Here is a 26479-nt window from a genome sequence, read left to right as displayed (position 1 = left end):
GTACTGCAGGGGGGACCCTGTGGGAGAGTAGGACGCCGCCGAACAATCTTTGGGGAATGCCCCGCACCTGTTGGTGCGGGGCATTCCTGCGTTCAAGAACAGCACCCCAACAAACCCCACGGCATCCGCCGGCGGTCCCGCCGGGTAGGGTCAGGGGGCATCGTAGGTACATCCCCGCACAGGAGGCCCCCGGGTGGAGGTTCAGGAGACCCGCGTCCAGACGGATCGGGTGTTCACCATCCCCAACATCCTGAGCATGGCTCGCCTCTTGGGCGTACCGCTCTTCCTGTGGCTCATCCTCCGTCCGGAGTTCGGCGGGCCGAACAGCGACGGCTGGGCACTGCTCGTACTGATGCTCAGCGGGGTGACCGACTATCTCGACGGTCACCTCGCCCGTCGCTGGAACCAGATCAGCAATCTCGGGCGCCTTCTGGACCCGGCTGCCGACCGCCTGTACATCCTCTCCACCCTCGTCGGCCTCACCTGGCGCGAGATCCTGCCCCTCTGGCTGACCGCGGCTCTCCTGGCCCGTGAGCTGATGCTCCTGGTGATGGTGGGAATCCTCCGCAGGCACGGCTATCCGCCTCCCCAGGTGAACTTCCTGGGAAAGGCGGCTACCTTCAACTTGATGTACGCGTTCCCGTTGCTGCTGCTCAGTGACGGCAACGGATGGCTCGCAGCACTTGCCGAAGTTTTCGGATGGGCGTTCGCTGGATGGGGTACAACTCTGTATTGGTGGGCAGGGATCCTCTACGTGGTCCAGGTCCGCCGACTCGTCAGAGCGGACAGAGTGGCCGATTGAGCTCGTCGATGTGGTGCCGTGCAGAGTCGCCGGCCCGCACCTGATACCTGCCATGCGGCCTGTTCAGATGGGTGACGTCGGCGAGACCGTCTTTTCAAGGAGGACGCTTCCGACATGAAGGCAGTCGTGATGGCTGGTGGCGAAGGCACACGTCTTCGTCCCATGACCTCGAGCATGCCCAAGCCGTTGCTGCCGGTGGCAAATCGGCCGATCATGGAGCATGTGCTGCGTTTGCTCAAGCGGCACGGGCTCAGTGAGACCGTTGTCACCGTTCAGTTTCTCGCCTCTCTCGTGAAGAACTATTTCGGCGACGGCGAAGAGCTCGGAATGGAGCTCACCTATGCCAATGAGGAGAAGCCGCTCGGCACTGCGGGGAGTGTGAAGAACGCCGAAGAGGCGCTCAAGGACGATGCTTTTCTCGTCATTTCCGGTGACGCCCTCACCGACTTCGACCTCACGGACCTCATCGCCTTCCACAAGGAGAAGGGCGCACTGGTCACGGTGTGTCTGACGCGTGTACCGAATCCACTGGAGTTCGGCATCACGATCGTGGACGAGGAGGGCAAGGTCGAGCGCTTCCTGGAGAAGCCCACCTGGGGTCAGGTGTTCTCGGACACGGTGAACACCGGTATCTATGTGATGGAGCCCGAGGTCTTCGACTATGTCGAGGCCGACACCTCGGTCGACTGGTCGGGCGAGGTCTTCCCCCAGCTCATGAAGGAGGGCAAGCCCGTCTACGGCTATATCGCCGAGGGCTACTGGGAGGACGTCGGGACGCACGAGAGCTATGTGAAGGCCCAGGCCGATGTCCTGGAGGGGAAGGTCGACGTCGATCTCGACGGGTTCGAGATCTCCCCGGGAGTGTGGGTGGCCGAGGGGGCCGAGGTCCATCCGGACGCCGTTCTCCGCGGTCCGCTCTACATCGGTGACTACGCCAAGGTCGAGGCGGACGCCGAGATTCGCGAGCACACCGTCATCGGGTCCAACGTGGTCGTCAAGTCCGGGGCCTTTCTCCACCGGGCCGTCGTCCACGACAACGTGTACATCGGGCAGCACAGCAATCTGCGTGGCTGCGTGATCGGCAAGAACACCGACATCATGCGGGCCTCCCGGATCGAGGACGGCGCGGTCATCGGCGACGAGTGTCTCGTCGGCGAGGAATCCATCATCCAGGGCAATGTCCGGGTGTATCCGTTCAAGACGATCGAGGCCGGCGCGTTCGTCAACACCTCGGTGATCTGGGAGTCCCGGGGACAGGCGCATCTCTTCGGCGCACGCGGTGTCTCCGGAATCCTCAACGTCGAGATCACGCCCGAGCTGGCCGTCCGGCTGGCGGGCGCGTACGCGACGACTCTGAAGAAGGGCTCCACGGTCACCACGGCGCGCGACCACTCGCGAGGTGCGCGTGCTCTGAAGCGGGCCGTGATCTCCGCGCTCCAGGCCAGCGCCATCGACGTACGGGACCTGGAGAACGTCCCCCTGCCCGTCGCCCGCCAGCAGACGGGGCGGGGCAGTGCCGGAGGCATCATGATCCGGACGACGCCGGGTGTGCCCGACTCCGTCGACATCATGTTCTTCGACGAGCGGGGCGCCGACCTCTCGCAGGGCGGGCAGCGCAAGCTGGACCGCGTCTACGCGAGGCAGGAGTACCGCAGGGCCTTCCCCGGTGAGATCGGGGACCTGCACTTCCCGGCGAGCGTCTTCGACTCGTACACCGGCTCACTGCTCAGGAACGTCGACACGTCCGGGATCGCCGAGGCCGATCTCAAGGTCGTCGTCGACGCGTCCAACGGAAGCGCCGGCCTCGTTCTGCCGAGTCTCCTCGGACGGCTCGGGGTCGACGCCCTGACCATCAACCCGGGCCTCGACGAGGCGCGTCCCACGGAGACCGTCGAGTCGCGCAGGTCCGGTCTGGTGAGGCTGGGCGAGATCGTGGCCTCGGCGCGGGCGTCGTTCGGTGTGCGGTTCGACCCCGTGGGTGAGCGGCTGTCGCTCGTCGACGAGCGCGGCCGGATCATCGAGGACGACCGTGCCCTGCTGGTGCTGCTCGACCTGGTCGCCGCCGAGCGCCGCAGCGGGCGCGTGGCGCTGCCCGTGACGACCACCAGGATCGCCGAGCAGGTCGCCGCCTACCACGGGACGCAGGTCGAGTGGACGACCACGTCGCCCGACGATCTGACACGCGTGGGCCGCGAGGATGCCACGATCTTCGGCGGCGACGGTCGCGGGGCTTTCATCGTTCCCGAGTTCAGCAGTCTCCTCGACGGCACGGCGGCCTTCGTGCGGCTGCTGGGTCTGGTCGCGCGTACGCAGCTCACGCTCAGCCAGATCGACGCCCGCATTCCCCGCGCCCATGTGCTGCGCAGGGACCTGGCGACCCCCTGGGCCGTCAAGGGGCTGGTGATGCGGCGGGTCGTCGAGGCGGCCGGTGACCGGGACGTCGACACGACCGACGGGGTCAGGGTCGTGGAGGCCGACGGACGGTGGGTGATGGTGCTTCCCGCGCCCGCCGAGGCCGTCACTCATCTGTGGGCCGAGGGGCCGGATGACGCCTCTGCCCAGGCGCTGCTCGACGAGTGGTCGGCGGTCGTGGACAGCGCAGGTCAGTGACCTGATGACGGTGTGCCGGAGGCGGGCGGTCCGCGCCCTCCGGCACACCGGTGGGGCCATTCGGTGGTAGCGCCCGCGCCGTGCGACGATGTGCGGCATGCCGCAGCAGCCACCCGTTCGGAGCACACCGTCGCCACCCCGGCGTCCCGACGCGTCCATGTCGCTGCTGAACAACGTGATGGACCACAGCCTGGACGACGGTTACGCCGAGGCCGCGGCCCGCAGGGACGCGGAGGACGGCGGGCTGCCCCGTACGCTCCGGTCGAAGCTGGGCCTGGCCGCGGGGCTCGTACTGGCGGCCCTGGTGGTCACCGTGGGCGCGGCGGAGGCGCGTATCGACGCGCCGGTCGTGGCCAAGGAGCGGGAAGAGCTGATCGACCGGATCGACGCCGAGACGGCCACCGCGGACACCCTCGAACGCACGGTGGACAAGCTGCGTGACGAGGTGGGCGCCCAGCAGCGCGAGGCGCTGCGTGACCACGGGGGTGAGCAGGGCGAGCTGGTGGCCCTGCTGTCGGGGGCCACGGAGGTCGAGGGGCCGGGCGTGAAGCTGGTCGTCGACGACGCGAAGACCGCCGACGAGAGTGCGGGCGGCCCCCGCGAGAGCACCAACTTCTCGGACAACGGCCGGGTCAGGGACCGGGACATGCAGCAGATCGTCAACGGTCTGTGGGAGTCCGGCGCCGAGGCGGTGTCCATCAACGGCCAGCGTCTGACGGCACTTTCGGCGATCAGGGCCGCCGGTGAGGCCATACTGGTCGACAACAAGCCGCTGGTGCCGCCGTACACGGTGCTGGCCGTGGGGGACGGGAAGAATCTGAGCACCGCTTTCCAGGACAGTGCCGACGGGCAGTACCTGCACTCGCTGCGGGAGAACTTCGGTGTCCGCACCAGCATTTCCGACCAGGAGACGGTGCGCCTTCCTGCCGCGCCGAGCCTGATCGTACGTACAGCAGAGCCGAAGGCCGCCGACCCGGGGAAGGGCGACGGAGGGGCCGCGGCAGACACAGGGAAGGGCACATCGTGATCGCGGTACTTGGCCTCGTCGTGGGAGTCGTGGTCGGACTGTTGGTACGACCCGAGGTGCCGGCGGTGGTCGAGCCCTATCTGCCGATCGCCGTCGTCGCCGCACTCGACGCGGTCTTCGGGGGGCTTCGGGCCATGCTCGACGGGATCTTCGTCGACAAGGTCTTCGTGGTGTCGTTCCTGTCGAACGTGGTGGTGGCGGCGCTCATCGTCTTCCTCGGTGACAAGCTCGGTGTCGGCGCGCAGCTGTCCACCGGTGTGGTCGTCGTGTTCGGTATCCGGATCTTCTCCAACGCTGCCGCGATCCGCCGGCACGTCTTCCGGGCGTGAGGCCGGTGAACAGCGAGCAGACTCCCCCGCCGCCCTCCGCGCCCCCTCAGCTGACGGGTCGTCAGCGGCTGGCCGCCGGACTGTGGCCGCCGCGGGTCACCAGGGCCCAGCTGATCGTCGCCGTCCTGCTGTTCGTGCTGGGACTCGGTCTCGCCATCCAGGTCAGGTCGACCAACGACGACAGCGCGCTGCGCGGCGCGCGCCAGGAGGACCTCGTACGGATCCTGGACGAGCTCGACGGCCGCACCGAGCGGCTGGAGGACGAGAAGCAGCGGCTGGACGACCAGCAGACGGAGCTGGAGACCAGTTCCGACCAGGCCGAGGAGGCGCGTAAGCAGACGCGGGAGAAGGAGCAGCAGCTCGGCATCCTGGCCGGTACGGTCGCCGCCCAGGGCCCTGGCATCACGCTGACCGTCCAGGACCACGGCGACAGCATCGACTCCGACATGCTGCTCGACGCGATCCAGGAACTGCGGGCGGCCGGCGCCGAGGCGATCCAGGTCAACGGGGTCCGGGTGGTGGCGGCGACGTACCTCTCCGGCAGTGACGGTGACATCGAGGTGGACGGAAAGCGGATCAGCGCCCCGTACCGTTTCAAGGTGATCGGCAAACCACAGGATCTGGAGCCGGCGCTCAACATCCCCGGAGGTGTGGTGCAGACGCTGGAGAAGGAGCAGGCCACGGCCACGGTCGCGGCGGCGGACGAGATCGTCGTCGACGCCTTGCGACCCGCGCAGCGGCCTGACTACGCTCGGTCGTCGTCGTGATGCGGCCGGGGTGCATGCGGACCGGGGGACGAGGGCAGGAGGTTCCGGGGGGTCGGCGCACATTCCGTGTGGTGCGTGGTGGAAACTGTCTGATGGTCACGGACGTTGTGAAGATGTCCGAGTCGGCAGGTGTGTTCATTCAGGGTTCGTCCTGCCCCACGGGCGGGTCTGTTGAGGTCAAGGGGAATCGCCCGTGAAGTTGTTTGGAAAGTTGTTCGGCAGGAGTGCGCGCGAGGACGGCGGCAACGCCAGGCATCGCGCACCGCGCCACGGCCAGGACGGGGAGCAGGGCGGCGAGCGTCCGCTCTTCCGTGACGAGGTGGGCGCCCCCGGTGGGGACAATTCGGGCGGTCAGGGCGCGTCGTCTGTTGACCCCGCGAACCCGGGCGGCATAGGTTTCGGTGGACCATCAACCTCAAGTACGGGTGGAGGGTTTCCCCCCGGTCAGGAGGGTCCGGCCATGTCGGCCTTGCCGGTTTGCACGAGGTGCGGGCACCGCAACACCCAGGACAGTCGGTTCTGCTCCAACTGCGGTGCGCCGCTGAGGGCGGGTACGCCCGCGGAGCGCCCGTCGGAGACGACTTCGACCATCTCCATCTCGGGCCTCGAGGCGTACGAGGCGGAGGCGACCGGTCAGACGGCCGTTCCCTCGCTCTCGCCGGAGGCCCAGGCCGCGGTGGACGCGCTTCCGCTCGGTTCCGCGCTGCTGGTGGTGCGCCGGGGCCCCAACTCGGGCAGCCGGTTCCTGCTGGACGGCGATCTGACGACCGCCGGAAGGCACCCGCAGAGCGACATCTTCCTCGACGACGTCACCGTGTCCCGGCGGCATGTCGAGTTCCGCAGGAGCCCCGAGGGTCACTTCACGGTCTCCGACGTCGGCAGTCTCAACGGCACGTACGTCAACCGGGAGCGGATCGACGCCGTGGCCGTGTCGAACGGCGACGAGGTCCAGATCGGCAAGTACCGGCTGGTCTTCTACGCGAGCCAGCGGGGCGTGTGACCCTTCAGGGAAGGTCCATGCTGCGACCGCCTACGGGCGGTGCCGGTCACGGCACCGCCCCCACGGGTGACCGCCTGGTCAGCATCGGCATGGTGCTGACCCAGCTCAGGGACGAGTTCCCCGAGGTCACCATCTCCAAGATCCGGTTCCTGGAGTCCGAGGGTCTCGTCGAGCCCCGGCGTACCCCGTCGGGGTACCGGAAGTTCGGGCCCGAGGACATCGAGCGCCTCACCCAGGTCCTGCGCATGCAGCGGGACCACTATCTGCCGCTCAAGGTCATCAGGGAGCATCTCGACGCCGTCTCGCGAGGGGACAGGCCCCCGCTGCCCGCACAGGGCTCCCAGGGCGCCCAGGGCGAGCTCCTGGGCTCCGCGTGGGACGCGGAGCCCGAGGTGCCCACCGCCCCGACGATCGGCCGTGCGGAGCTGCTGGCGGCCACCGACGCGGGCGAGAGCGACCTCGACGAGTGGGAGGCGTACGGCCTCATCGCCCCGATGGCGGATGGCGGCTACGACTCCGAGACCGTCACGGTGGCGAAAATTGTCGCGGAACTCGGCAGATTCGGCCTGGAACCACGGCATCTGCGAGCGGTGAAAGCGGCCGCCGACCGGGAGGCCGGCCTGGTCGAGCAGGTCGTCGCTCCCCTGCGCCGCCACCGTAATCCGCAGACCAGGGCCCATGCGGAGGCGGCGACGAAGGAGCTCGCGGCGCTCTCCGTGAGGCTGCACGCGGCACTGGTGCAGACGGCTCTGGGAGTGCGGCTTACCTGATCTTGGGGGGAGTCCGACTACCCAAACCGACCGGGCACGTCCTAGGGTTGCTGTGTGAACGAGCTCGACGTCGTGGGTGTCCGGGTGGAAATGCCCTCCAACCAACCGATCGTGCTCCTGCGTGAAGTGGGAGGCGACCGGTACCTTCCCATCTGGATCGGGCCTGGGGAGGCTACCGCTATTGCCTTCGCCCAACAGGGCATGGCACCGGCCCGGCCGCTGACCCACGACCTCTTCAAGGATGTCCTTGAGGCAGTGGGCCAGGAACTCACCCAGGTGCGCATCACCGACCTGCGCGAAGGGGTCTTCTACGCGGAGCTGGTCTTCGCGAGCGGGGTCGAGGTGAGCGCCAGGCCGTCCGACGCCATAGCGCTGGCACTGCGCACCGGCACGCCCATCTACGGCAGTGACGGCGTACTGGACGACGCGGGCATCGCCATCCCCGACGAGCAGGAGGACGAGGTGGAGAAGTTCCGTGAATTCCTCGACCAGATCTCTCCGGAGGATTTCGGGACCAACAGCCAGTGAGCGGTGCACGGCCGACGACCGTCACACCGGGCTCCGCCGGCGCATCCGACCAGCCTTTCCCGGCCACGGGGCACGCGAAACCACTCTCAGGGTGATTATCACCCGGCGTGCCCAGCGTGGCGATCGTTGACGCGCCCGTGGGGACTGCTTACCTTCGACGGGGCAGGTCAAGGACGGAGGTCGGTGTGAGAAGCAGCGGCGACGGTACGGCGAACGAGCCGTACCCGCTTCACGGCAGTGCGTCCGACCCCACGACCGACACGGTCGGCTACCGGGGACCGACCGCCTGCGCGGCGGCGGGCATCACGTACCGCCAGTTGGACTACTGGGCGCGCACAGGGTTGGTCGAGCCGAGTGTGCGCCCCGCCCGCGGGTCGGGCTCCCAGCGCCTCTACAGCTTCCGGGACGTCGTCTTCCTGAAGATCGTGAAGCGCTTCCTGGACACCGGCGTCGCCCTCCAGAACATCCGGGCGGCCCTGCGGCACCTGTGCGGGCGCGAGGCGGCGGATCTGGAGCGCATGACGCTCATGAGCGACGGCGCGACGGTGTACGAGTGCTTGTCCCCGGACGAGGTCGTGAACCTCCTCCAGGGCGGTCAGGGCATCTTCGGCATCGCCGTCGGGGTGGTGTGGCGGGACGTGGAGGCGGCGCTCTCCCAGCTGCACGGGGAGCGCGTCGACACCGGCGAGACCCTGATCGGTCACAACCCCGCCGACGAACTCGCCCGCAGACGCCGCGACCGGGCCGTCTGAGGCCCGCTCCGGGGCGATTGTCAGTGGTGTAGGGGAGCATCGGTGGGGTGAGACCCGCGCCGACCATCCTGCATCTGGACATGGATGCCTTCTTCGCGGCCGCCGAGCAGGCCGCGAAGCCGAGCCTGCGCGGAAAGCCGGTCGTCGTCGGAGGGCTCGGGCCGCGCGGTGTCGTCTCGACGGCGTCGTACGAGGCGCGGCGGTTCGGGATCCACTCGGCCATGCCGATGGCGCAGGCGAGACGGCTCGCGCCGAACGCGGCGTATCTGGTGCCGCGCTTCACGCTCTACCGCACGGTCAGCGAGCAGGTGATGGAGCTCCTGGGCCGGCTGTCACCGCTGGTGGAGCCGCTGAGCCTGGACGAGGCGTTCGTCGATCTGGAGGCCGGCGGATCGGCCTTCGACTCGGCGTCGGCGCGGGCGACCGGTGAGCGGCTGCGCCGTGAGATCAGGGCGGTGACCGGCCTGACCGGTTCGGTGGGTCTCGCCGGGTCCAAGATGCTCGCGAAGATCGCCTCCGAACAGGCCAAACCGGACGGACTGGTGCTCATGGAACCGGGTACGGAGCGGGAGCTTCTGGGGCCGATGAGCGTACGGACGCTGCCCGGGGTGGGGCCGGCCACCGGCGGGCACCTGCGCCGGGCGGGGATGACCACGATCGCCGATCTGACGGAGGCCGGCGAGGACGAGCTCGTACGGCTGGTGGGGAGGGCGCACGGCGCGTCGCTGTACCGGATGGCGTCGGGCCACGACGACCGGCCGGTGGTCGCCGAGCGTGAGACCAAGTCCGTCTCCGTCGAGGACACCTTCGACATCGACCTGCACGACCGGGTGCGGGTCAGGACGGAGGTGGACCGGCTGGCGGACCGCTGTGTGCGGCGGCTCCGGGGGTCCGGGCACTCGGGCCGGACGATCGTCCTCAAGGTCCGGCGGTACGACTTCTCGACGCTCACCCGCTCCGAGACGCTCCGCGGGCCCACGGACGACCCGGTCGTGGTCCGGGAGGCCGCGGGGAGGCTGCTGGAGTCCCTGGACACCACCGGAGGCGTGCGGCTGCTGGGGGTGGGGGTGACGGGGCTGACCGACTACACGCAGGAGGACCTGTTCGCGCAGGCGGCGGCCGACGCGGGAGCCATGGGTACCGGTGACGAGGCGGTCCCCGTGGTGGTGGCGGAGGTGGAGTCCGGGCCGCGGCCCGGACAGGGGCCGGATCCGGCGTCCGACCCCGAGGAGGTCACCGAGCGGCACTGGCCCGCGGGGCACGACGTGCGGCATGCCGAGTTCGGCGCGGGATGGGTGCAGGGCAGCGGCGTGGGGCGGGTCACCGTACGGTTCGAGGAGCCGACGTCGGTGGCGCCGGGGCGGGTGCGCACGTTCCGTACGGACGACCCCGACCTGGCGCTGTCGGAGCCGCTGCCACTGGTCCCGGCGTCGCCCGGTCCGGTGGCGCCGTCCCCCGGGCGGCGGGACTCCGGGGACACGCCCTGATCAGGTCTGTCCCTCAGCCGGTGCCCGGTTCGTCGCGGCCGGCCACACGGCCGAAGTCGCGGTCCGCCGGACGGGGCGGGGTCTCCGGGGCCGCCGGTTCCGGCAGGGCCAGCCGGTAGTGGTGGTAGAGCTGGATCTCCTGGTCGGGGGAGAGGTGGCGGCCGACACCGAAGTCGGGGGCGCCCTTGATCAGGCCGCGTTCGTAAGGCACGTGCAGCGTCTCGTTGCGGAAGGTGCTGGGGGCCAGCGGCACGAACGCGTCCCGGCTGAACAGCCCGGTCCGTACCGCCGCCCACTCCGGCACGCCGGTCGCGTCGTCCAGGTACACCTCGTCGACGGTGCCGATCTTGTGGCCGTCGCGGTCGTACGCCTTGCGGCCGATCAGGCTGCGCGGATCGATGTCGGTCTGCACGGTCCCTCCAACTGGTCGCACACACTCCCTCACCCTACGAAACGGCACATTACGGGTATCGGCCACTCGAACTCCGTGGCGAGACCTCGCTGGTAGGCTGGCCAGTGGCTGTCGACCCCGTGCGGGAGAGCCCATCCGGTGAGACTGCCGGAGGCGCCGAAGGAGCAAATCCTCCCCGGAAACTCTCAGGCCCCCGTACCGCATGGACGAGGTCACTCTGGAAAGCAGAACAGGTGTCGGACGGCATCGGTTCTCACCGACGGTGAAAGCCGGACCGCCTCGCGGCGGACCGGTGAAACTCTCAGGTTGATGTGACAGAGGGGGAGGCCGTCCGGGCACCCGTGTACCGGTGCCCCTCGCAGGTCGCGCCAGACCAGGAGGCCTCCCGTATGACAGACCACCGCACGCCGCTCTCCCAGCTGGAGCGCGGCACGCCCTTCGAGCGGCGTCACATCGGCCCCGACACCGCCGCCCAGGCGAAGATGCTCGCGCAGGTCGGCTACGGCTCGCTCGACGAGCTGACCGCCGCCGCGGTGCCCGACGTGATCAAGAGCGCCGAGGCCCTCCGGCTGCCCGACGCGCGCACCGAGGCCGAGGTCCTGGCGGAGCTGCGCTCCCTCGCCGACCGCAACAAGGTCCTCGCGCCGATGATCGGCCTCGGCTACTACGGCACGTTCACACCGCCGGTGATCCTGCGCAACGTGATGGAGAACCCCGCCTGGTACACCGCGTACACGCCGTACCAGCCCGAGATCTCCCAGGGCCGTCTGGAGGCCCTGCTCAACTTCCAGACCGTCGTGGCCGATCTGACCGGTCTGCCGACGTCCGGTGCCTCCCTGCTGGACGAGGGAACGGCCGCCGCCGAGGCCATGGCGCTGGCCCGCCGGGTCGGCAAGGTCAAGGACGGCGTCTTCCTGGTCGACGCCGACGCCCTGCCGCAGACCGTCGCCGTGATCCGCACCCGCGCCGAACCCGCCGGTGTCGATGTCGTCGTCGCCGACCTGTCGGACGGGATTCCCGCCGAGGCCGCCGAGCGCGGTGTCTTCGGCGTGCTCGTCCAGTACCCGGGTGCCTCCGGCGCCGTACGGGACATCAAGCCCGTCATCGACCAGGCGCACGAACTGGGCGCCGTGGTCACCGTCGCCGCCGACCTGCTCGCCCTCACGCTGCTCACCTCACCCGGGGAACTGGGCGCGGACATCGCCGTCGGCACCACCCAGCGCTTCGGCGTCCCCATGGGCTTCGGCGGACCGCACGCCGGATTCATGGCCGTACGCGAGAAGTTCGCCCGCAGCCTGCCCGGACGGCTCGTCGGTGTCTCCGTGGACGCCGACGGCAACAAGGCGTACCGGCTCGCGTTGCAGACCCGTGAGCAGCACATCCGGCGCGAGAAGGCCACCAGCAACATCTGCACCGCACAGGTGCTGCTCGCCGTGATGGCGGGAATGTACGCCGTCTACCACGGCCCCGACGGGCTGCGCGCGATCGCCGAGCGCACCCACCGCTACGCGACCGTCCTCGCCGACGGTCTGCGCGCCGGCGGTGTCGAGGTCCTGCACGGCTCCTTCTTCGACACGCTGACGGCACGGGTCCCGGGCCGGGCCGCCGACGTGGTGGCCGCCGCCCGCGAGGGCGGGGTCAACCTCCGCCTCGTCGACGCCGACCTCGTCTCGCTCGCCTGCGACGAGACCACCGGACGCGCCCAGCTCACCGCCGTGTGGACCGCCTTCGGCGTCAAGGGCGACATCGAGGCCCTGGACGCGGCGTCCCGCGACGCGCTGCCGACGGCCCTGCTGCGCACCGACGACTACCTCACGCACCCGGTCTTCCACCAGCACCGCTCCGAGACCGCGATGCTGCGCTACCTGCGCCGCCTCGCCGACAAGGACTACGCCCTGGACCGGGGCATGATCCCCCTCGGCTCCTGCACCATGAAGCTCAACGCCACCACCGAGATGGAGCCGGTGACCTGGCCGGAGTTCGCTGCGCTGCACCCCTTCGCGCCGGCCGACCAGGCGCGCGGTTATCTCACGCTGATCCGGGAGCTGGAGGAGCGTCTCGCGGAGGTCACCGGCTACGACGCGGTGTCCCTCCAGCCCAACGCGGGCTCGCAGGGCGAGCTGGCCGGGCTGCTGGCCGTGCGGGCGTACCACAGGGCCAATGGCGACACCGGCCGTACCGTCTGTCTCATCCCGTCGTCCGCGCACGGCACGAACGCCGCCAGCGCCGTCATGGCCGGTATGAAGGTCGTCGTCGTGAAGACCCGCGAGGACGGTGACGTCGACGTCGAGGACCTGCACGCGAAGATCGAGCAGTACGGTGACGAACTTGCCGTCCTGATGGTCACCTACCCCTCCACGCACGGCGTGTTCGAGGAGCACATCACCGACATCTGCGCGGCGGTGCACGACGCCGGCGGTCAGGTCTACGTCGACGGCGCCAACCTCAACGCGCTGGTGGGGCTGGCGAAGCCGGGCCGGTTCGGCTCCGACGTCTCGCACCTGAACCTTCACAAGACCTTCTGCATCCCGCACGGCGGCGGCGGACCCGGTGTCGGCCCGGTCGGCGTGCGCGCCCACCTCGCGCCGTACCTGCCCAACCATCCGCTCCAGCCCGCGGCGGGACCCGCGACGGGTGTCGGACCGATCTCGGCCGCCCCCTGGGGCTCGGCCGGCATCCTGCCGATCTCCTGGGCGTACGTACGGCTGATGGGCGGCGAGGGCCTGAAGCGCGCCACGCAGGTCGCCGTCCTGGCCGCCAACTACATCGCCAAGCGTCTGGAGCCGCACTTCCCGGTCCTGTACGCGGGTCCGGGCGGACTCGTCGCCCACGAGTGCATCGTGGATCTGCGTCCGCTGTCGAAGGCGACCGGCGTCAGCGTCGACGACATCGCCAAGCGGCTCATCGACTACGGGTTCCACGCGCCGACCATGTCGTTCCCGGTGGCCGGCACGCTGATGATCGAGCCCACCGAGAGTGAGGACCTGGCCGAGCTGGACCGGTTCTGCGAGACGATGATCGCGATCCGTACCGAGATCGACAAGGTCGCGTCGGGGGAGTGGCCGGCGGACGACAATCCACTGCGCAACGCCCCGCACACGGCCGCCGCGCTGGGCGGGGAGTGGGAGCACGCCTACAGCCGTCAGGAGGCGGTCTTCCCGGGTGATGTCTCGCCGGCAGACAAGTACTGGCCGCCGGTCCGCCGTATCGACGGTGCGTTCGGTGACCGCAATCTCGTCTGCTCGTGCCCGCCGCTGGACGACTACGACAACTGACGGACGGCACAACTCCGTCGGGGCCGGTACGGAGTGGACTCTCCGGCCGGCCCCATTCGTTACGGACGGCGTCAGGCCGCCGTCATCACCTGTCCGCTGCCGGACGGCCGGTGCGGCGCGATGATCTGACCGTCGGGCAGCAGCTCACCGGTGTCCTCGAAGAGAAGAACGCCGTTGCACAGCAGGCTCCAGCCCTGTTCCGGGTGGTGGGCCGCGAGACGCGCGGCTTCCCGGTCGGCGGATTCGGCTGTCGGGCAGGCTGGCTGGTGCTGGCACATGGGCGGTTTCTTTCGCTGCGTCGTGGTGACTGTCCTGCGGCTCGATGTATTCATGGCCGCCCCCCGGTTTCTATTGGTCCGTACCCCAGTGTTGCCCCACGGGCGTCGTTCCGCAGGGATTTCGCGGCAGCGCTTGTCTCTGCTTAAGGACGTGTCACCCGCCCGGACGGTTCAGCCCAACTGGGGCGTCCCTTCGGGTGGTTCGGGGTGACCCATCGGGACTAGTCCGGACGGGCAAACAGAAAGCCCCGTGACCGCTGGGGGTCACGGGGCATTCTAGATGCGCCGGGGCGGTCCGCAGACCTCCCGGCACCGGCGTTCCGGCGACGGACCACCGGCACCGCTCAGGCGGGGGCGCTCAGCAGCGGGGCCGACGGGGCCGGGGCCGCCGGGAGCTCCGAGGTCAGGCGCAGGCCCATCATCGGGAGCAGGTCGGCGACACGGTGCGGCCGGTGGGCCACGATGCCCGGAGGGGCCGGCGCGAGCGGGATCAGCAGATCCGCGGGTGCCGGAGCGCCGACCGAGCCGTCCGCCTCGAGGTCCTGGTGCAGCCACAGAGTGAGCATGTAGAGCCCGGGGACCGAGAGCAGCCGCGGCTGGTACGGGGAGTTCAGCGTCTCGGCCTGGCGGAGCGCCCGTTGGGTGGCGGAGATGTAGGGGCCCTCGAAGAAGCGCGAGAACGCCCAGCCGTCCGGGGTGAGCATCGTGTCGGCCGCCGCGACGGCGCGATCGCCGCTGTGAATCAGGAAGCGCCACCCGGCCAGCCGGGTCTGGGGCGCGTCACTGCTGGGCGCGATCTGTTCCAGTACGTGTACCGGAAGGGGCAGTTCGGGGCTCAGCGGTCCCTGGACGGACCGGAGAGCGGGTGTACGGGCCTCGCGTACGGCGGTGGGAGAACCGAGGGCCGCGAGGACGCTGCGCAGGGCGGGCGCTGGAGCCAGGGGGACATGCAGCGGCATGATGGGTTGCCTCTCGCTCAGTAGGCACAGTCAAGCGTCGGTGATGCGGGGTGCGGGTGCGGACGTCGCTGTCGGCGCACGTGGTCAGAGGAGGGCCCAAGACGTGGCCGGGCTCCGACTCTCTGCCTCGTTCCCACACACTTTATACGATGCGTGTTCACAGAATGTTTCTGCTAGCTGTCGCCCGTATTGCGCACAAGGGCATATCCGGACCATCTCACTCGGAATCGTCGTCGATGAACCGTGAGATGAACGGTGAACGCAGGCTCGTGGCCTGGGGTTGTTCGACCGGAACGGTAGGCCGAAACCCGTTCGCGTTTTCTGCCGCCGAACCGGGCAGTGAAATTGCTCACTGCCCATGCCCAAGGAATGTGCCGCGAGGCCGTTCTGTCCACTCTACCCGGCGCGGCGCGCGAACGGGACGTTATGGATCACTCAGTCTGGGCACTATCGATCGTGAAGCGATGCCCGGGGCGGCCGGGACGCCGACGTGAAGGAGGAACCCTCCGATGGGGGAGAAGGTCGAATCGGGCGGTACCAGCCTGTCCGATCGGCAGAAATACCGGGCGAAGCTCCAGCAGTGCCTCGCGGTGCTGGGGCGGCTGCTGGGGGAGAAGCGCTTCGACAGGCCCCGGAATCTGATGGGCCTTGAGATCGAGCTGAATCTCGCCGGTTCCGACGGGATGCCGCGCATGATGAATGCGGAAGTGCTTGAGAGGATCGCCAGTCGTGATTTCCAGACGGAACTCGGAATGTTCAATCTGGAAGTGAACATCGCTCCGCACAGAATCGGCGGACGTGTTCTCGATCAGCTTGCCGAAGAACTGCGCACGGGGCTCGGATATGCCCATCGCAAAGCGAATGAGGTCGACGCGGGGATCGTGATGATCGGCATTCTTCCGACACTTTCCTTCGATGACGTGGCCTCGACGAACCTCTCGGACGCGGACCGCTACACACTTCTCAACGACCAGATGGTCGCCGCGCGCGGCGAGGATTTCGCGCTCGACATCGACGGGGTGGAACGGCTCACGTGCAGTTCACCCTCGATCGCGCCCGAAGCCGCCTGTACGTCGGTGCAGCTGCATCTCCAGGTCACCCCGGACCGCTTCGCCGACGTGTGGAACGCGGCGCAGTGCGTGGCCGCCGTGCAGATCGCGGTCGGTGCCAACGCGCCATTTCTCTTCGGGAAGGAGCTGTGGCGCGAGTCGCGGCCACCGCTGTTCCTCCAGGCGACGGACACCCGGCCGCCGGAGCTCCAGGCGCAGGGCGTCCGGCCGCGGACCTGGTTCGGCGAGCGCTGGATCGACTCCGCGTACGACCTCTTCGAGGAGAACCTGCGCTACTTCCCGCCACTGCTGCCGATGAGCGACGAGGAGGACCCGCTCCAGGTCCTGGACGAGGGCGGTACGCCGCGCCTCGCGGAGCTGGTGCTGCACAACGGCACGGTGTACCGGTGGAACAGGCCCGTGTACGACGTCGCGGACGGCCTTCCGCACCTGCGGGTCGAGAACCGCGTCCTGCCCGCCGGGCCGACCGTCACGGACGTCGTCGCGAACGCCGCCTTCTACTACGGTCTGGTGCGCGCGCTCGCCGAGGACGAGAGGCCCGTGTGGACCCGGCTGCCGTTCGCCGCCGCCGAGCGGAACTTCGAGACCGCGTGCCGCGACGGCATCGAGGCCCGGCTGCGGTGGCCGCGCGGCGGCCGGGGCGGCAGCGATGTCGCCGAGATCTCGGCGGTCCGGCTGGTCCGCGACGAGCTGCTGCCGCTCGCCGCGGCCGGGCTCGACGCGTGGAACGTGGAACCGGCCGACCGCGACTTCTACCTCGGGGTCATCGAGGGACGCTGCGAGCGGCGCGTGAACGGTGCCTCATGGCAGGTGGACACCTACCACCGGGCCCGGGAGGCCGGCCTCCGCCGCGAGGCCGCCCTCGCCGCGACCACGCGGCGCTACGCCGAACTCATGCACCAGGGAGACCCGGTCCACACCTGGCCGGTGGGCTTCCCGGCCCCCTCCCGTATGCCGGACCTGTCGGCCTGACGGGGACTGGGCCCCGTGGCCCCGGCCCGGCCGCGCGGCGGGGCGGCCTCCGCCGCGCGCTGGACGCGGCCGCCGTACCCCTCGCCCCCGTGCCCGCCCGCCCGGACACGGCCCGGGGCGTGGCCGCGGAGCCCCGCCCTGCCCGCAGGCGCCCGGCGCGGGACTTCTCCCCCGTGGCTCCGGAGGGGGCGCGGGAGGTCCCGCCGCGTGTTGTCGTAAGCCGTCCCAGTACGCCCGGTACGAGGCCGGGTCCTCCGCCTCGCGACGCACCGCGCCGGACACCTCGGGCACCGCCCCGCGGGCGAACGGCGCTCCTCGCGCACACTCCCTAGCGTTTGGTGCCGCCCACCGACATGATCGCTTCGATCATCACCGCCTGGATCTCGGACGGGTCGCTCACCTCGTAACCCGCGCCGCCGGTGATTCCGGCGACCTCGTCCATCTCCTCGCGGTCCGCCTCCGGGCCCACCGCGATCGCGATCAGGGGGACCGGGCGCCGGGGGTCGCCCAGTTTGCGGAGCTCGTCCATCAGGGCCGTGCGGGCCGCGGTGTCCGTGTCCCGGCCGCCGGTGAGGATGATGACCGCGTTGCACTTGCCGCTCACGTACGACGACTGGGCCTCCTTGAAGGCCGCCAGCGTCGTGTCGTACATGCCCGTCGCCGACCCCGACGACACGGGCGCCAGCGCCGAGACGGCGTCCGAGAGGCTCTCACGGTGCGTGGCGCCGTCCTTGGCGCGTTCGCCGAGTGGCGCGGTCTCCGCCAGCTTGCGGAAGTCCTTCGCGCCGTCCAGGCCCGCCGCGAAGTTCCACAGGCCCACCTCGTCCGCCGGCGTGAACTGGGCCAGCGTCTGGAGCATCGAGGTCTTCGTGACGTCCATCCGGGACTCGCCGTCACTCCCCGGTACGGTCCCGGCCATCGCGTCGGAGGTGTCCACGACCACGGTCAGCCGCGCGTCCTGCACGGTGACCGTCCACATGCCGAGCGACTCGTCGACCATGTCCGTCGCCGGGGGCTGGGCCTTCGTCAGTGCGTACGGCTGGGGCGCCCGGCCGCCCGCCGTGCGGACCACGCCCCCGGGTACGACGGAGTGGCCCGTGCGGAACCCGTACTCCGCCATCGTCCGCTGGGGCCCGTCCTCGCTGAGGAGGGAGATGAACCGCATGGCGGCGCGGCTCTTCTCCGCGGTCAGGTCCGGCTCGTTGACCAGGTTCAGCGGGTAGTTGAGGACCGGGGCCGCGTCCGTCGGATAGAACAGCTGGAGATCGGGGCCGCCATCGTCGGCGGAGTTGTGGACGAACGCGGCCTGTTCGGAGAGGAACACCGCCTCGTTGCCCCGCGCGTCGCCCGACCGGCCGCGCACCAGGGAACGGACCACCTGGCCGTCCGAATCGGACACCCGCCCCGCCAGCGCCTCGGCGGTGGCGGCGATCCGGCTGTCGCTGTCCGGGTCCTCGTCGCGCGTCGACCCGACCACGCTGCTGAACGCGAGCAGCCCGGTGGCGCTGCGCGCCGGATCGGCCGCGCCGAACCGCAGCGCGTCCTTTCCGGTGGCGGCGGTCAACTGCGCCCAGGTGTACGTCTTCTCGGGCCAGCCGAGCTTCGTGCCGGCGGAGGGGACCGCCGCCAGGGTCACCGGTGTGGTCGCCGCGTTGCCCGCGGGCGTCAGCGTGACGCCGTCGCCCGCGTCCAGGGCGCGTTCGACCCAGACGTCGGAGTCGGGCAGCCAGACCTCGTAGTCCGGGGCGCTGGTGCCGGTGGCGAGACCGTCGGCGATCTCGTAGTTCTCGCGGGCGTCGACCCGGACGTCGACGCAGCGGCCGGCGGAGGTGACGTGCTTCCTGCGGGCGTCGTCGGCGACGGCCCGCACGGCGGGGGCGATGTCCGGCGAGGCCGCCAGGTCGATCCGTACGGCGGAGCCCGAACAGCCGTCGGCGAAGGACAGCAGACCGCTCTGCGCCGCGACGCCCGTTCCCGCGGCCACGCTCAGCACGAGAGCCGTGGCGATCAGTACGGTGCGACGGCGCGGGCGACGGCCCCTGGTGCTGTCCGTCGCTTCTTCGTCGGGCAAGCTGTGACGTTCCATGGCGGTGGTGCCCCTCCTTGACCTGAACAAGGAAAATGGGGGACCTCGGCCCGCTGAGAAACGCCCGTCCCCCGACGTGTAGCGCGATCTTCGTACCCGCATTCGAGACACTAGCGGCACGGGAAGGGGCGTGCGGCGCGAATAGTCAACTGGAGGCAGCTGTGCAGTCGGAGGCGGGCCGCGTGGCCGATTTCCTTCCCCAAGAAGACCTTTCGCGCAAGATGCTGCGCTCCGAGGTGCTGATCGTCCTGGCGCTGTCGCTGGGAGCCAGCGGCGTTTCGGCGCTGATCAGCTTTGTCGGATCGGTCACCAAGCCCGGAGGCCTGAGCGATCAGGCGGCCACGCTCAACGGTTCGCACGCGCCGGGACGCCCATGGCTCGATCTCGCCTGGCAACTGTTCGGCATCGCCAGCTCGTTGGTGCCTGTGGTACTGGTGGCGCACCTGTTGCTCCGAGAGAGCAGCGGACTGCGCGCCATGGGGTTCGACCGACTCCGGCCATGGTTCGATCTCGGCCGTGGCACGCTGGTCGCCGCCGGTATCGGAAGCGCCGGGCTCGCCTTCTACATCGCCTCGCGCGCGGCCGGGTTCAACCTCACGGTGGTGCCGGAATCGCTGCCCGAGGTGTGGTGGAAGTTCCCGGTGCTGATCCTCTCCGCCGTGCAGAACTCCGTACTCGAAGAGGTCATCGTCGTCGGGTACCTGCTGCGCAGACTCGATCAGTTGGGATGGACGCCGACGGCCTCACTGGTGGCGAGTTCGCTGCTGCGCGGTTCCTACCACCTGTACCAGGGCATCGGCGGCTTCATCGGGAACATGGTCATGGGCGTGGTGTTCGTCCTGGCCTACCGGCGCTGGGGGCGGGTCGGCCCGCTGGTCGTGGCACACGCGCTGCTCGACATCGTGGCCTTCGTCGGATACGCGCTGCTGGCCGGGCACGTGGACTGGCTGCCGACGCCGTAGCGGGCGGGCGCCGGCAGCAGCGAATGCTTCACGGGGGAGGGGACGGTGATCTGCTTCCATGCCGGTCTTGATGATCATCGACGGGAAAAGCCTTGATCGGGGCCCCGGAGTGACATATGGCCAATCCCCGCAGGAGACCGATGTCGGCCCACCTGACCGGATGGGTCCCGGTACTCTTTCGCTTCGGGCAGGCTGGGAAGCCAGCCGTGAACAGGGGGCAAGAAGTGAGCGGCGAGCCGCACGTTGGACTGAGGCACAGTGACTTACCAGGCGTGTTTCACGCCGCAGACAGGGAGTCGCTGTTGGGACAGCGTAGCTATCTGCGGGGTACACGAATACGTCTTGGCCTCCTACTCGCCGTAGCGGCGGCTTCGCTGGTTTCGTACCACTCGGGGGGAAGCCGTCTGAACTGGACGGCCTTGGCGGCGGCAGTCGCGCTGTGCGGCGCTCTGATCACCGAACTCACTCTAATTCAAACCGTTCCCGAACGAGCTTGGTACGACGGTCGGGCGCTTGCAGAGTCGGCCAAGACTCTCGCATGGAAGTACGCGGTCGGTGGTGCCCCCTTCCAGATCAGCGGCACAGGTGGGAGCGACTCGGAAGCCGACGTGATGCTCGCATCACGGTTGGAGGTGCTACTGACCACGATCCGCACGCGAATGGAACTCGTCCCGGAAGGGGCGGTTCAGATCAGCGAACGCATGCGCACCCTGCGCTCGGCACCACTCAGTGAGCGTCAGCGCGCCTATGCGGAGGGCAGGCTGCTCGGTCAGTACGCCTGGTACTCGGCCAAGGCGCGTTACCACCGGCGCAGGGCGACCGCCTGGCGGCTCACGATGCTGTTCGGCGAAGCAGCGGGGCTGGTCTTAGCCACCCTTCGTGCCGTGGGCGCCATCAGCCTGGATATGGTGGGGCTGGCCGCCACAGTAGTGGCCGCAGCCGCGGCATGGCTCGAGACGCGTCAGCACACCACCTTGAGTCGGGCCTACACAGTGACAGCTCACGAACTCGCACTCGTTCGTATCCGACTTGACCTGCCACAGTCTGAGCAGTCCTGGGCACGCGCTGTCAGCGACGCGGAGGAGGCCATCAGCCGCGAGCACACGATGTGGCAGGCATCGAGAAGCGGATGAGGGCCTGCACCTCGGGTCTTTCCTTGGCGTTATGCCTTCGGCCAATCGGGATAAAGCAGGTTTACCCGCACGTGCTGGTCAAATCCTTTGAGACCGAAGAACCGCTGGTCCATCACGATGGCGCCTTTCATGAACGCGTCGTTCAGAACGGCAAAGGTGTAATAACCCGCGTCGGGTGAAGCGGCTTCGGCCAGTATCACCCCTTCGGTGAGGAGACGTTCCCTCTCCCTACTTATGTGTAGCACCAGTTCCTCGTTCGACTTCTCCGAGTCGAGCACTTGCATGATCTGCGTAGCGAAATGCTCGTTGGCCGCGCCGGTTGCGCCGGTTATGTTTGCGCAAGCGTAGCGAATTTCCTCCTGGAATTCGGGTGGGAGGAGGAGATACGCGAAACGCGTCCCGTGTACTGCGAGGCTCTTTGTTGGGCATACAATTCGAAACGTGAGATCTCTTTCGAGTCGAGACGTCTGTTCCGCACGTGAAGACCTGTCCCAGCGCATGTACTGAAAGGTGCCGTCAACCAACACCAGTGATCCTGTGCGACGTTGCCATCTGGCGATTCTCTCGATCTGTCGCTCGTGCACGGTGGTGCCGAAGACCCAGATCGGATCGCTGAGGACGAGAGCTGTTTTCCTTTCAGGCAGTCGGAGTTCGGCTTTCTCGCTGTGCAGTAGATCTGAACTGGCCTGGTGCATTGCTAACCCGAGGGATGCGCAAAAATAGTGGCACGAGTAGTACACGGGCGGCACATGGATTACATCCTGGACGCCCATTTCTCGTAGCGCGAGAAAGAATCCGAGGAGAAGTGGGCTCGAGCCGCTTGATACATAGATGGAATCCTTGCCATATACCACACCGTCCGCCGTGGCGTGGAAATCTGAAATCGCAGCGGCCAACGGTATGGAGTCTGATAAGAAGCTGTAGGAGTCCAGTGAGCCAAGATCTTGCGGGACTCCGCGTGTGCCGTTGAGGTACTGGTGCACGTAAGGGTGGGTCGTCTGCCAACCCGAAAGGAATCGCCCGCTCGTTTCCGTTCGAGATTTTCTATCCAACTCACGGTGTAGGCGTAATATCTCGGTGGGGGAAATGATCACTCCCAACCTTCCTGTTATACAACCTGATGGGTTGGCTCGCCTGTCAGTGCACTTTCGATCGTGTTGATCCATGTCTCCGCACGCCTGTGCACGCTTTCGGCGGTGTACCAGCCGCGAGCCGGCGTCATCACCGTGTTCGGCAGGTCGGTGTACGTCTCGGCCGAGCCGATGACGTCAAGCCCTGCCCCAGCGATTTTTCCCTCCCGCAGTGCGGTACCCAGCGCCTGGGGGTCGATCAGTTCGTCCGAGGAGATGTTCACGACATAGGCCGTCTGCTTCATGAGAGCGAATGCGTGCTGGTCGAGCAAATGGTGGCTCGCCTGAGTCAGCGGAAGGCAGAGAAAGACGACGTCAGCCGCAGAAAGTAGCTCTTCCAGCCCGACCTGGACCGCTCCCTCCACTGTCTTGGTGGTTCGGCTAGCGAACTGAACTCGCATCCCGAAACCATTGGCAATGGAGCAGATTCTCTTCCCGATGTCACCAGCCCCGATGACACCAGCGATCTTTCCTTCGAGTTCGAGACCGAGGTGCTCTGAGGTCTCCGAGCCCGTGCGTAGTGCCTGATCGAGGGTTGTGATCCGGCGATTTGCCGAGAGATAGAGCGCGACGGCGTGTTCGGCTACTGAGGAACCTGTATAGCCGGGCGTATTACAGACTGCGATACCGTTCGCCTCGCAATAGGAGATGTCCACGTAGTCGTAAGCAGTGCCTGTTGCGATAATCAGGCGCAGTTCCGGCATCTTTTCCAGTACTTTCGCGCTCAAGTCGCGGTTTGCCGTGACCAGGATCTCGACGTCGTCCGCGGTGATGTCGCCACTCGGCCGCCACACGGCACGCACCATGGATTCCAGCCGTGGTCGCAGGCTGTCAGGCACATCCCCCGGGGTGATCAGGAACAGGGTCCTTGGGGCTGCCTGTGAGGTTGAGAAGGGGAAGGTCACGATAGATTCCGTTCCGTGGTCGTCCCACCGTCGAGGGGCGAGTGGGCAATGTTCTCTAGAGTCACGCGCAGCCATATGGCGATGTCGGTGAAGGCTGCGTCAGGGTTCGGCCACGCTGTGACCGGTCTGCCGTCGCGGGGCAACGCCTGAAGTGAGCCGAATGGGAACCCGTTCCAGTCGCAAGCCCTGAGTACCACCGGAACTACCCGCGCTGTCCCGTCGGTGTGACGTTCCATAGCCCGACGCATCTCGATGTCCCTGCAGTATTCTGAAGCCAAGAAATCGGCGCTGATGAGTAGCAGGATGATGTCCGCTGACTCCAGATTTTCATCAATCGCACCGCTCCACTCGTCTCCCGGCCGGATCTTCCTGTCGGACCAGGAATCCAGTAGCCCCCGCCAGCGAAGAAAGCTGAGATGCTTTTCAAGCTGCAATCTGAGCTCGTCGTCGCGATGAGAATAGGAGATGAACATCTTGGCGCGCCGGGCGGAGGAGGGAAAAATCGGCGGTCGGCGTTCCGACCGAGGGGAGGCGCCAGCCGTTCGCTGTCGTGGCGTAGGAGGATTCGGCGAAGAAGACTCGATCGCACCCAGGGCTTTCAGCGAACTCAGCTCGGCGGGGGTGATGCCGCGGCAGCCGGTGATGTCGAAGCCCTCGAACTGCCTGTCCACCCGCATGGCTTCGGTCTCGTCAAGGTCCGGAAAAGTGTAGTGACGGATCGCCTCGTCGCTTCCTACGGCGGCGACCCGCGTGGCGTCGGTGTGCCATGCGATCGAGCGGATGGTGCCACTGGGCGTGCTGGAAACACCTTGCAGCTGTAGTCCGTTCGGTCGCCAGGTACGGAGGTACCCGTCCTGTCCGGCGCTCAGGAACACGTCCGCGTGTGGCGATGCCAACAACGAGAGGACAGCGCCGTCGTGGCCTCGGCTCTGGGCGTGCAGTGTCCCTGATTCCAGATCCCACAGCCGTAGCAATCCGTCACTACCGCCTGTGACGCACCGCTTGTCGCTGAGGACACAGACACTGGTGACGTGGCCTTCCATGCTGCCGAGCAAGTGCGATTCGCCGCTGGGGATCTCCCACAGTCTCGTCTGCCCGTCTTCGCCGACCGAGACCATGCGCTGACCGTCGGGGGTGTACTGGACCGCCCGCACTCGGGCTTCGTGACCAGTAAGACTGTGAGCGCCACCCCGCCCTTGAATGTCCCAGATTCTGATCACCGCGTCAGCGCCCGCGGCTGCGACGCTGTGGCCGTTGGGCTCGAAGGCGACAGTCCACAACCAGTTGCGCGATCCTGTGAGAACTGCGGAAAGCTGGTTGGCTTGCAGGTCCCACAGGTGGACGTCCCAGTCCTCGCCTGCCGTTGCGAGTAAATTACCCTCCGGGTGGAACGCGACGGCGCGGATGCCGGCGGTATGGCCGCGCAACTCCGAGACGCAGCCACCGGTTTCGGGGTCCCAGATGCGGACGAGCTGATCGTGGCCCCCCGTGGCGATCAGGCGCCCATCCGACGAGGATGCTACGCCCAGTACCGTTCCCGAGCTGCCAGAAAGCACCTCGAGACACTCGGCGTTGGCCGTGTCCCAGAACCGAATGGTGGAGTTCCGACCGACGGAGGCGAAGTAATGCCCGTCGTTGTCGGCCGCGACGGGCCAGACCGGGCCGTCGAGGCTGCTGATGACGCGTTCGCACCGAGCCGCCGAGGGGTCTGCGATACTCCACACACGGATGGTCTCGTCATGACTGCCGGTGACGAGCACTTCACCCGAGGCGTTCTTCGTGACAGCGAGTGCCCACACCGACGAGGTGTGTCCGAGTAACTTCGCGACGAGGCGGCGGCTCTCAATGCTCCACACCCGGATCGCACCGTCGTCGCAGCCGACGAAAACGTGCCTGCCGTCGCCTGAGAATCTGAGGCACCGGCCCGCTACAGGTTCGCTGCCCTCCAACGTGATTTCCTCGTCGGTGCTCGTGTCCCAGACACGCAGACAGGAGTCGTCGCAAGCAGCGGCGATCAAGGATGAGGTGGGAGCACTGTGGAGGCCCCAGATCTCTCCCTCGATCCCGCACAGTACGCGTGGTTCAGCGGCTCGCGGCTCCAGGGACCAGGCGAGGATGCGTCTGTCCTCGCCGGCGCTGAAGAGCGTACGTCCGTCGGCAGAGAAGACGACACTGCGAGTCTGGCGGTCATGTCCGCTGAAGTCCGTGGGCAGGTTGGTTGTCAGATCCCACACACGCAGCCGCCCGCGCTCGTCGGCACAGGCGAGGCGACTGCCGTCCGGCGAGAATGCGAGTGCTCTGATCCAGTCGGCGTCCCAGGGCAGGGTGCGCAGCCTGGTTCCGTCCGGCACATTGACCAGGACGACGGCGCCACCACTCTGCCCGATCGCGGCGACTCTTCCCTCGGGGGAAAATTCCAGGGCGAACACATAGTGGTAGACACCGGGAAACCGGCAGCCGGAGAACTCCGTCTGGCGTGCACTGGCCTCAGACAGGCGGAAGCCGGACAAGTCCAGCTGACGCAAGACAAGTTGCGACAGGTCGATGCTGGAAAGGTCGCTGGTCCAGACGTGATAGAGCGACAGCGCGTTGGCGGCCAGATAGGTCCCGTAGGCGTCGGTCCCGATCCTGGAGGCATCCAGCAGGCCGAGCAGTTTGGGCGCGATCTGGGTGGCGGAGCCAAGGCGGTCCTGGAGCATCTGCATCATCGGCTGCGAGAGGAATCTGCGCTGGGCTTCGCGGACGTGCTCCGGTACCTCGGCGTCAACGAGGGCGAAGCGTTTGAGTGTATGAGGTCGGCCGGAGTGCACTTCCTCGACGCAGTCCAGGTTCAGCCGGGCGGTCACGAATTCCTGGATCATGTACTGGAGATAGAAGCTGCCGTTACTCTCCTGAATCAGCGATCTGCGCCGCAGTCGTTGCAACATCGTCGCTGGTGAGGCTGCTGCCGCTCGCGGTTCTGCGGAGATCTCACGGACCGTCAGGGGCCTCCTGGCTGTCGCGAGGAGAAAGAGGATCATACGTTCGGATTCTGTCAGCCGTTCGAAGTGCTGGTGAAAAAGCCCTTCCAGTTCTCCGAACAGGAACTCTCCGGACTCGACGAACCTGGCGATGCTGCCGTCGTGTACATCCAGGATGAGATCCGAGGCGAGGTGGATCGCCAACGGATTTCCGTCGTATTTGTTGACCAAATCTCCGCGCATGCGTGTATCACCTCTAAGCCCC

At 67.9% G+C, this 26479-nt stretch carries 21 protein-coding genes and 1 riboswitch; of the genes, 14 read left to right on the top strand and 7 right to left on the bottom strand.

All coding sequences use genetic code 11. The features are described 5' to 3' along the window. The first annotated feature begins 193 nt into the window (after positions 1-193). The 10 genes from pgsA (at position 194) to ACZ61E_RS25855 (ending at position 10072) form a co-directional block, all read left to right on the top strand. The gene (gene pgsA, locus ACZ61E_RS25900; protein ID WP_469702262.1) at positions 194-802 is read left to right on the top strand and encodes a CDP-diacylglycerol--glycerol-3-phosphate 3-phosphatidyltransferase; all 609 of its coding nucleotides are present in this window, start codon (positions 194-196) and stop codon (positions 800-802) included. Positions 803-916: 114 nt separating this feature from the next. Continuing rightward, on the top strand, positions 917-3412 hold the full coding sequence (locus tag ACZ61E_RS25895; protein WP_469702261.1) for a sugar phosphate nucleotidyltransferase: 2496 nt from the start codon (positions 917-919) through the stop codon (positions 3410-3412). 97 nt (positions 3413-3509) lie between these two features. Continuing rightward, on the top strand, positions 3510-4439 hold the full coding sequence (locus ACZ61E_RS25890; RefSeq protein WP_469702260.1) for a DUF881 domain-containing protein: 930 nt from the start codon (positions 3510-3512) through the stop codon (positions 4437-4439). Next, entirely contained in the window at positions 4436-4768 is a 333-nt protein-coding gene (locus tag ACZ61E_RS25885; protein WP_023543062.1) for a small basic family protein, read from the top strand. The genes ACZ61E_RS25890 and ACZ61E_RS25885 overlap by 4 nt, the downstream gene beginning before the upstream one ends. Further along, a complete protein-coding gene (locus ACZ61E_RS25880; RefSeq protein WP_469702259.1) occupies positions 4765-5535 on the top strand; it encodes a DUF881 domain-containing protein in 771 nt (256 codons plus the stop codon). The genes ACZ61E_RS25885 and ACZ61E_RS25880 overlap by 4 nt, the downstream gene beginning before the upstream one ends. 193 nt (positions 5536-5728) lie before the next feature. After that, positions 5729-6535: an FHA domain-containing protein gene (locus ACZ61E_RS25875; protein ID WP_469702258.1), complete on the top strand. Its 807-nt coding sequence runs from the start codon at positions 5729-5731 to the stop codon at positions 6533-6535. Positions 6536-6552: 17 nt separating this feature from the next. Continuing rightward, positions 6553-7305, top strand: a complete 753-nt coding sequence (gene ftsR, locus ACZ61E_RS25870; protein ID WP_469702257.1) for a transcriptional regulator FtsR — start codon at positions 6553-6555, stop codon at positions 7303-7305. A gap of 54 nt (positions 7306-7359) precedes the next feature. Continuing rightward, positions 7360-7833: a bifunctional nuclease family protein gene (locus ACZ61E_RS25865; RefSeq protein WP_031232239.1), complete on the top strand. Its 474-nt coding sequence runs from the start codon at positions 7360-7362 to the stop codon at positions 7831-7833. Positions 7834-8018: 185 nt separating this feature from the next. Continuing rightward, positions 8019-8585 carry a MerR family transcriptional regulator gene (locus ACZ61E_RS25860; protein ID WP_469702256.1) on the top strand — a complete coding sequence of 189 codons (567 nt, stop codon included), beginning with the start codon at positions 8019-8021 and terminating at the stop codon, positions 8583-8585. A 47-nt stretch (positions 8586-8632) separates the two neighbouring features. Further along, positions 8633-10072 carry a DNA polymerase IV gene (locus ACZ61E_RS25855; RefSeq protein WP_469702255.1) on the top strand — a complete coding sequence of 480 codons (1440 nt, stop codon included), beginning with the start codon at positions 8633-8635 and terminating at the stop codon, positions 10070-10072. 13 nt (positions 10073-10085) lie between these two features. Here the strand turns inward: ACZ61E_RS25855 and ACZ61E_RS25850 are convergent, their stop codons facing one another. Then, a complete protein-coding gene (locus tag ACZ61E_RS25850; RefSeq protein ID WP_469702254.1) occupies positions 10086-10484 on the bottom strand; it encodes a PRC-barrel domain-containing protein in 399 nt (132 codons plus the stop codon). Positions 10485-10596: 112 nt separating this feature from the next. After that, a riboswitch (glycine riboswitch) is annotated at positions 10597-10695 on the top strand. A gap of 178 nt (positions 10696-10873) precedes the next feature. On the opposite strand from ACZ61E_RS25850, the gene gcvP reads away from it, so the two are divergent. Next, positions 10874-13759 (top strand): aminomethyl-transferring glycine dehydrogenase, encoded by a 2886-nt coding sequence (gene gcvP, locus ACZ61E_RS25845; protein WP_469702253.1) that lies wholly within the window; start codon positions 10874-10876, stop codon positions 13757-13759. Between the two features lie 71 nt (positions 13760-13830). Here gcvP and ACZ61E_RS25840 read toward each other — a convergent pair whose 3' ends face one another. Continuing rightward, complete coding sequence (locus ACZ61E_RS25840; RefSeq protein WP_355187043.1) at positions 13831-14037, bottom strand: DUF5999 family protein; 207 nt, start codon at positions 14035-14037, stop codon at positions 13831-13833. Between the two features lie 344 nt (positions 14038-14381). After that, positions 14382-14996: a hypothetical protein gene (locus tag ACZ61E_RS25835; RefSeq protein WP_469702252.1), complete on the bottom strand. Its 615-nt coding sequence runs from the start codon at positions 14994-14996 to the stop codon at positions 14382-14384. A gap of 509 nt (positions 14997-15505) precedes the next feature. On the opposite strand from ACZ61E_RS25835, the gene ACZ61E_RS25830 reads away from it, so the two are divergent. Further along, positions 15506-17038 (top strand): glutamate-cysteine ligase family protein, encoded by a 1533-nt coding sequence (locus ACZ61E_RS25830; RefSeq protein ID WP_469702251.1) that lies wholly within the window; start codon positions 15506-15508, stop codon positions 17036-17038. Positions 17039-17366: 328 nt separating this feature from the next. Here ACZ61E_RS25830 and ACZ61E_RS25825 read toward each other — a convergent pair whose 3' ends face one another. Next, positions 17367-19124, bottom strand: a complete 1758-nt coding sequence (locus ACZ61E_RS25825) for a substrate-binding domain-containing protein (protein ID WP_469702250.1) — start codon at positions 19122-19124, stop codon at positions 17367-17369. Positions 19125-19285: 161 nt separating this feature from the next. Between ACZ61E_RS25825 and ACZ61E_RS25820 the strand changes: the two genes are divergently transcribed. Both ACZ61E_RS25820 and ACZ61E_RS25815 read left to right on the top strand, forming a co-directional pair. Then, positions 19286-20086 (top strand): CPBP family intramembrane glutamic endopeptidase, encoded by an 801-nt coding sequence (locus tag ACZ61E_RS25820; protein WP_469702249.1) that lies wholly within the window; start codon positions 19286-19288, stop codon positions 20084-20086. Positions 20087-20292: 206 nt separating this feature from the next. After that, positions 20293-21219 (top strand): DUF4231 domain-containing protein, encoded by a 927-nt coding sequence (locus ACZ61E_RS25815; RefSeq protein ID WP_469702265.1) that lies wholly within the window; start codon positions 20293-20295, stop codon positions 21217-21219. A 29-nt stretch (positions 21220-21248) separates the two neighbouring features. Here ACZ61E_RS25815 and ACZ61E_RS25810 read toward each other — a convergent pair whose 3' ends face one another. The 3 genes from ACZ61E_RS25810 to ACZ61E_RS25800 are packed head-to-tail and all read right to left on the bottom strand — an operon-like array spanning position 21249 to position 26457. Then, on the bottom strand, positions 21249-22313 hold the full coding sequence (locus ACZ61E_RS25810; protein ID WP_469702248.1) for a pyridoxal phosphate-dependent aminotransferase: 1065 nt from the start codon (positions 22311-22313) through the stop codon (positions 21249-21251). 14 nt (positions 22314-22327) lie between these two features. Then, positions 22328-23254: a 2-hydroxyacid dehydrogenase gene (locus tag ACZ61E_RS25805; protein WP_469702247.1), complete on the bottom strand. Its 927-nt coding sequence runs from the start codon at positions 23252-23254 to the stop codon at positions 22328-22330. Next, positions 23251-26457 carry a TIR domain-containing protein gene (locus ACZ61E_RS25800; protein WP_469702246.1) on the bottom strand — a complete coding sequence of 1069 codons (3207 nt, stop codon included), beginning with the start codon at positions 26455-26457 and terminating at the stop codon, positions 23251-23253. Before ACZ61E_RS25800 ends, ACZ61E_RS25805 begins: the two co-directional genes overlap by 4 nt. Between the last annotated feature and the right edge of the window lie 22 nt (positions 26458-26479).

This window comes from Streptomyces sp. NPDC104581 (assembly GCF_055583685.1).
This window is presented reverse-complemented; position numbering and strand designations above follow the sequence as displayed.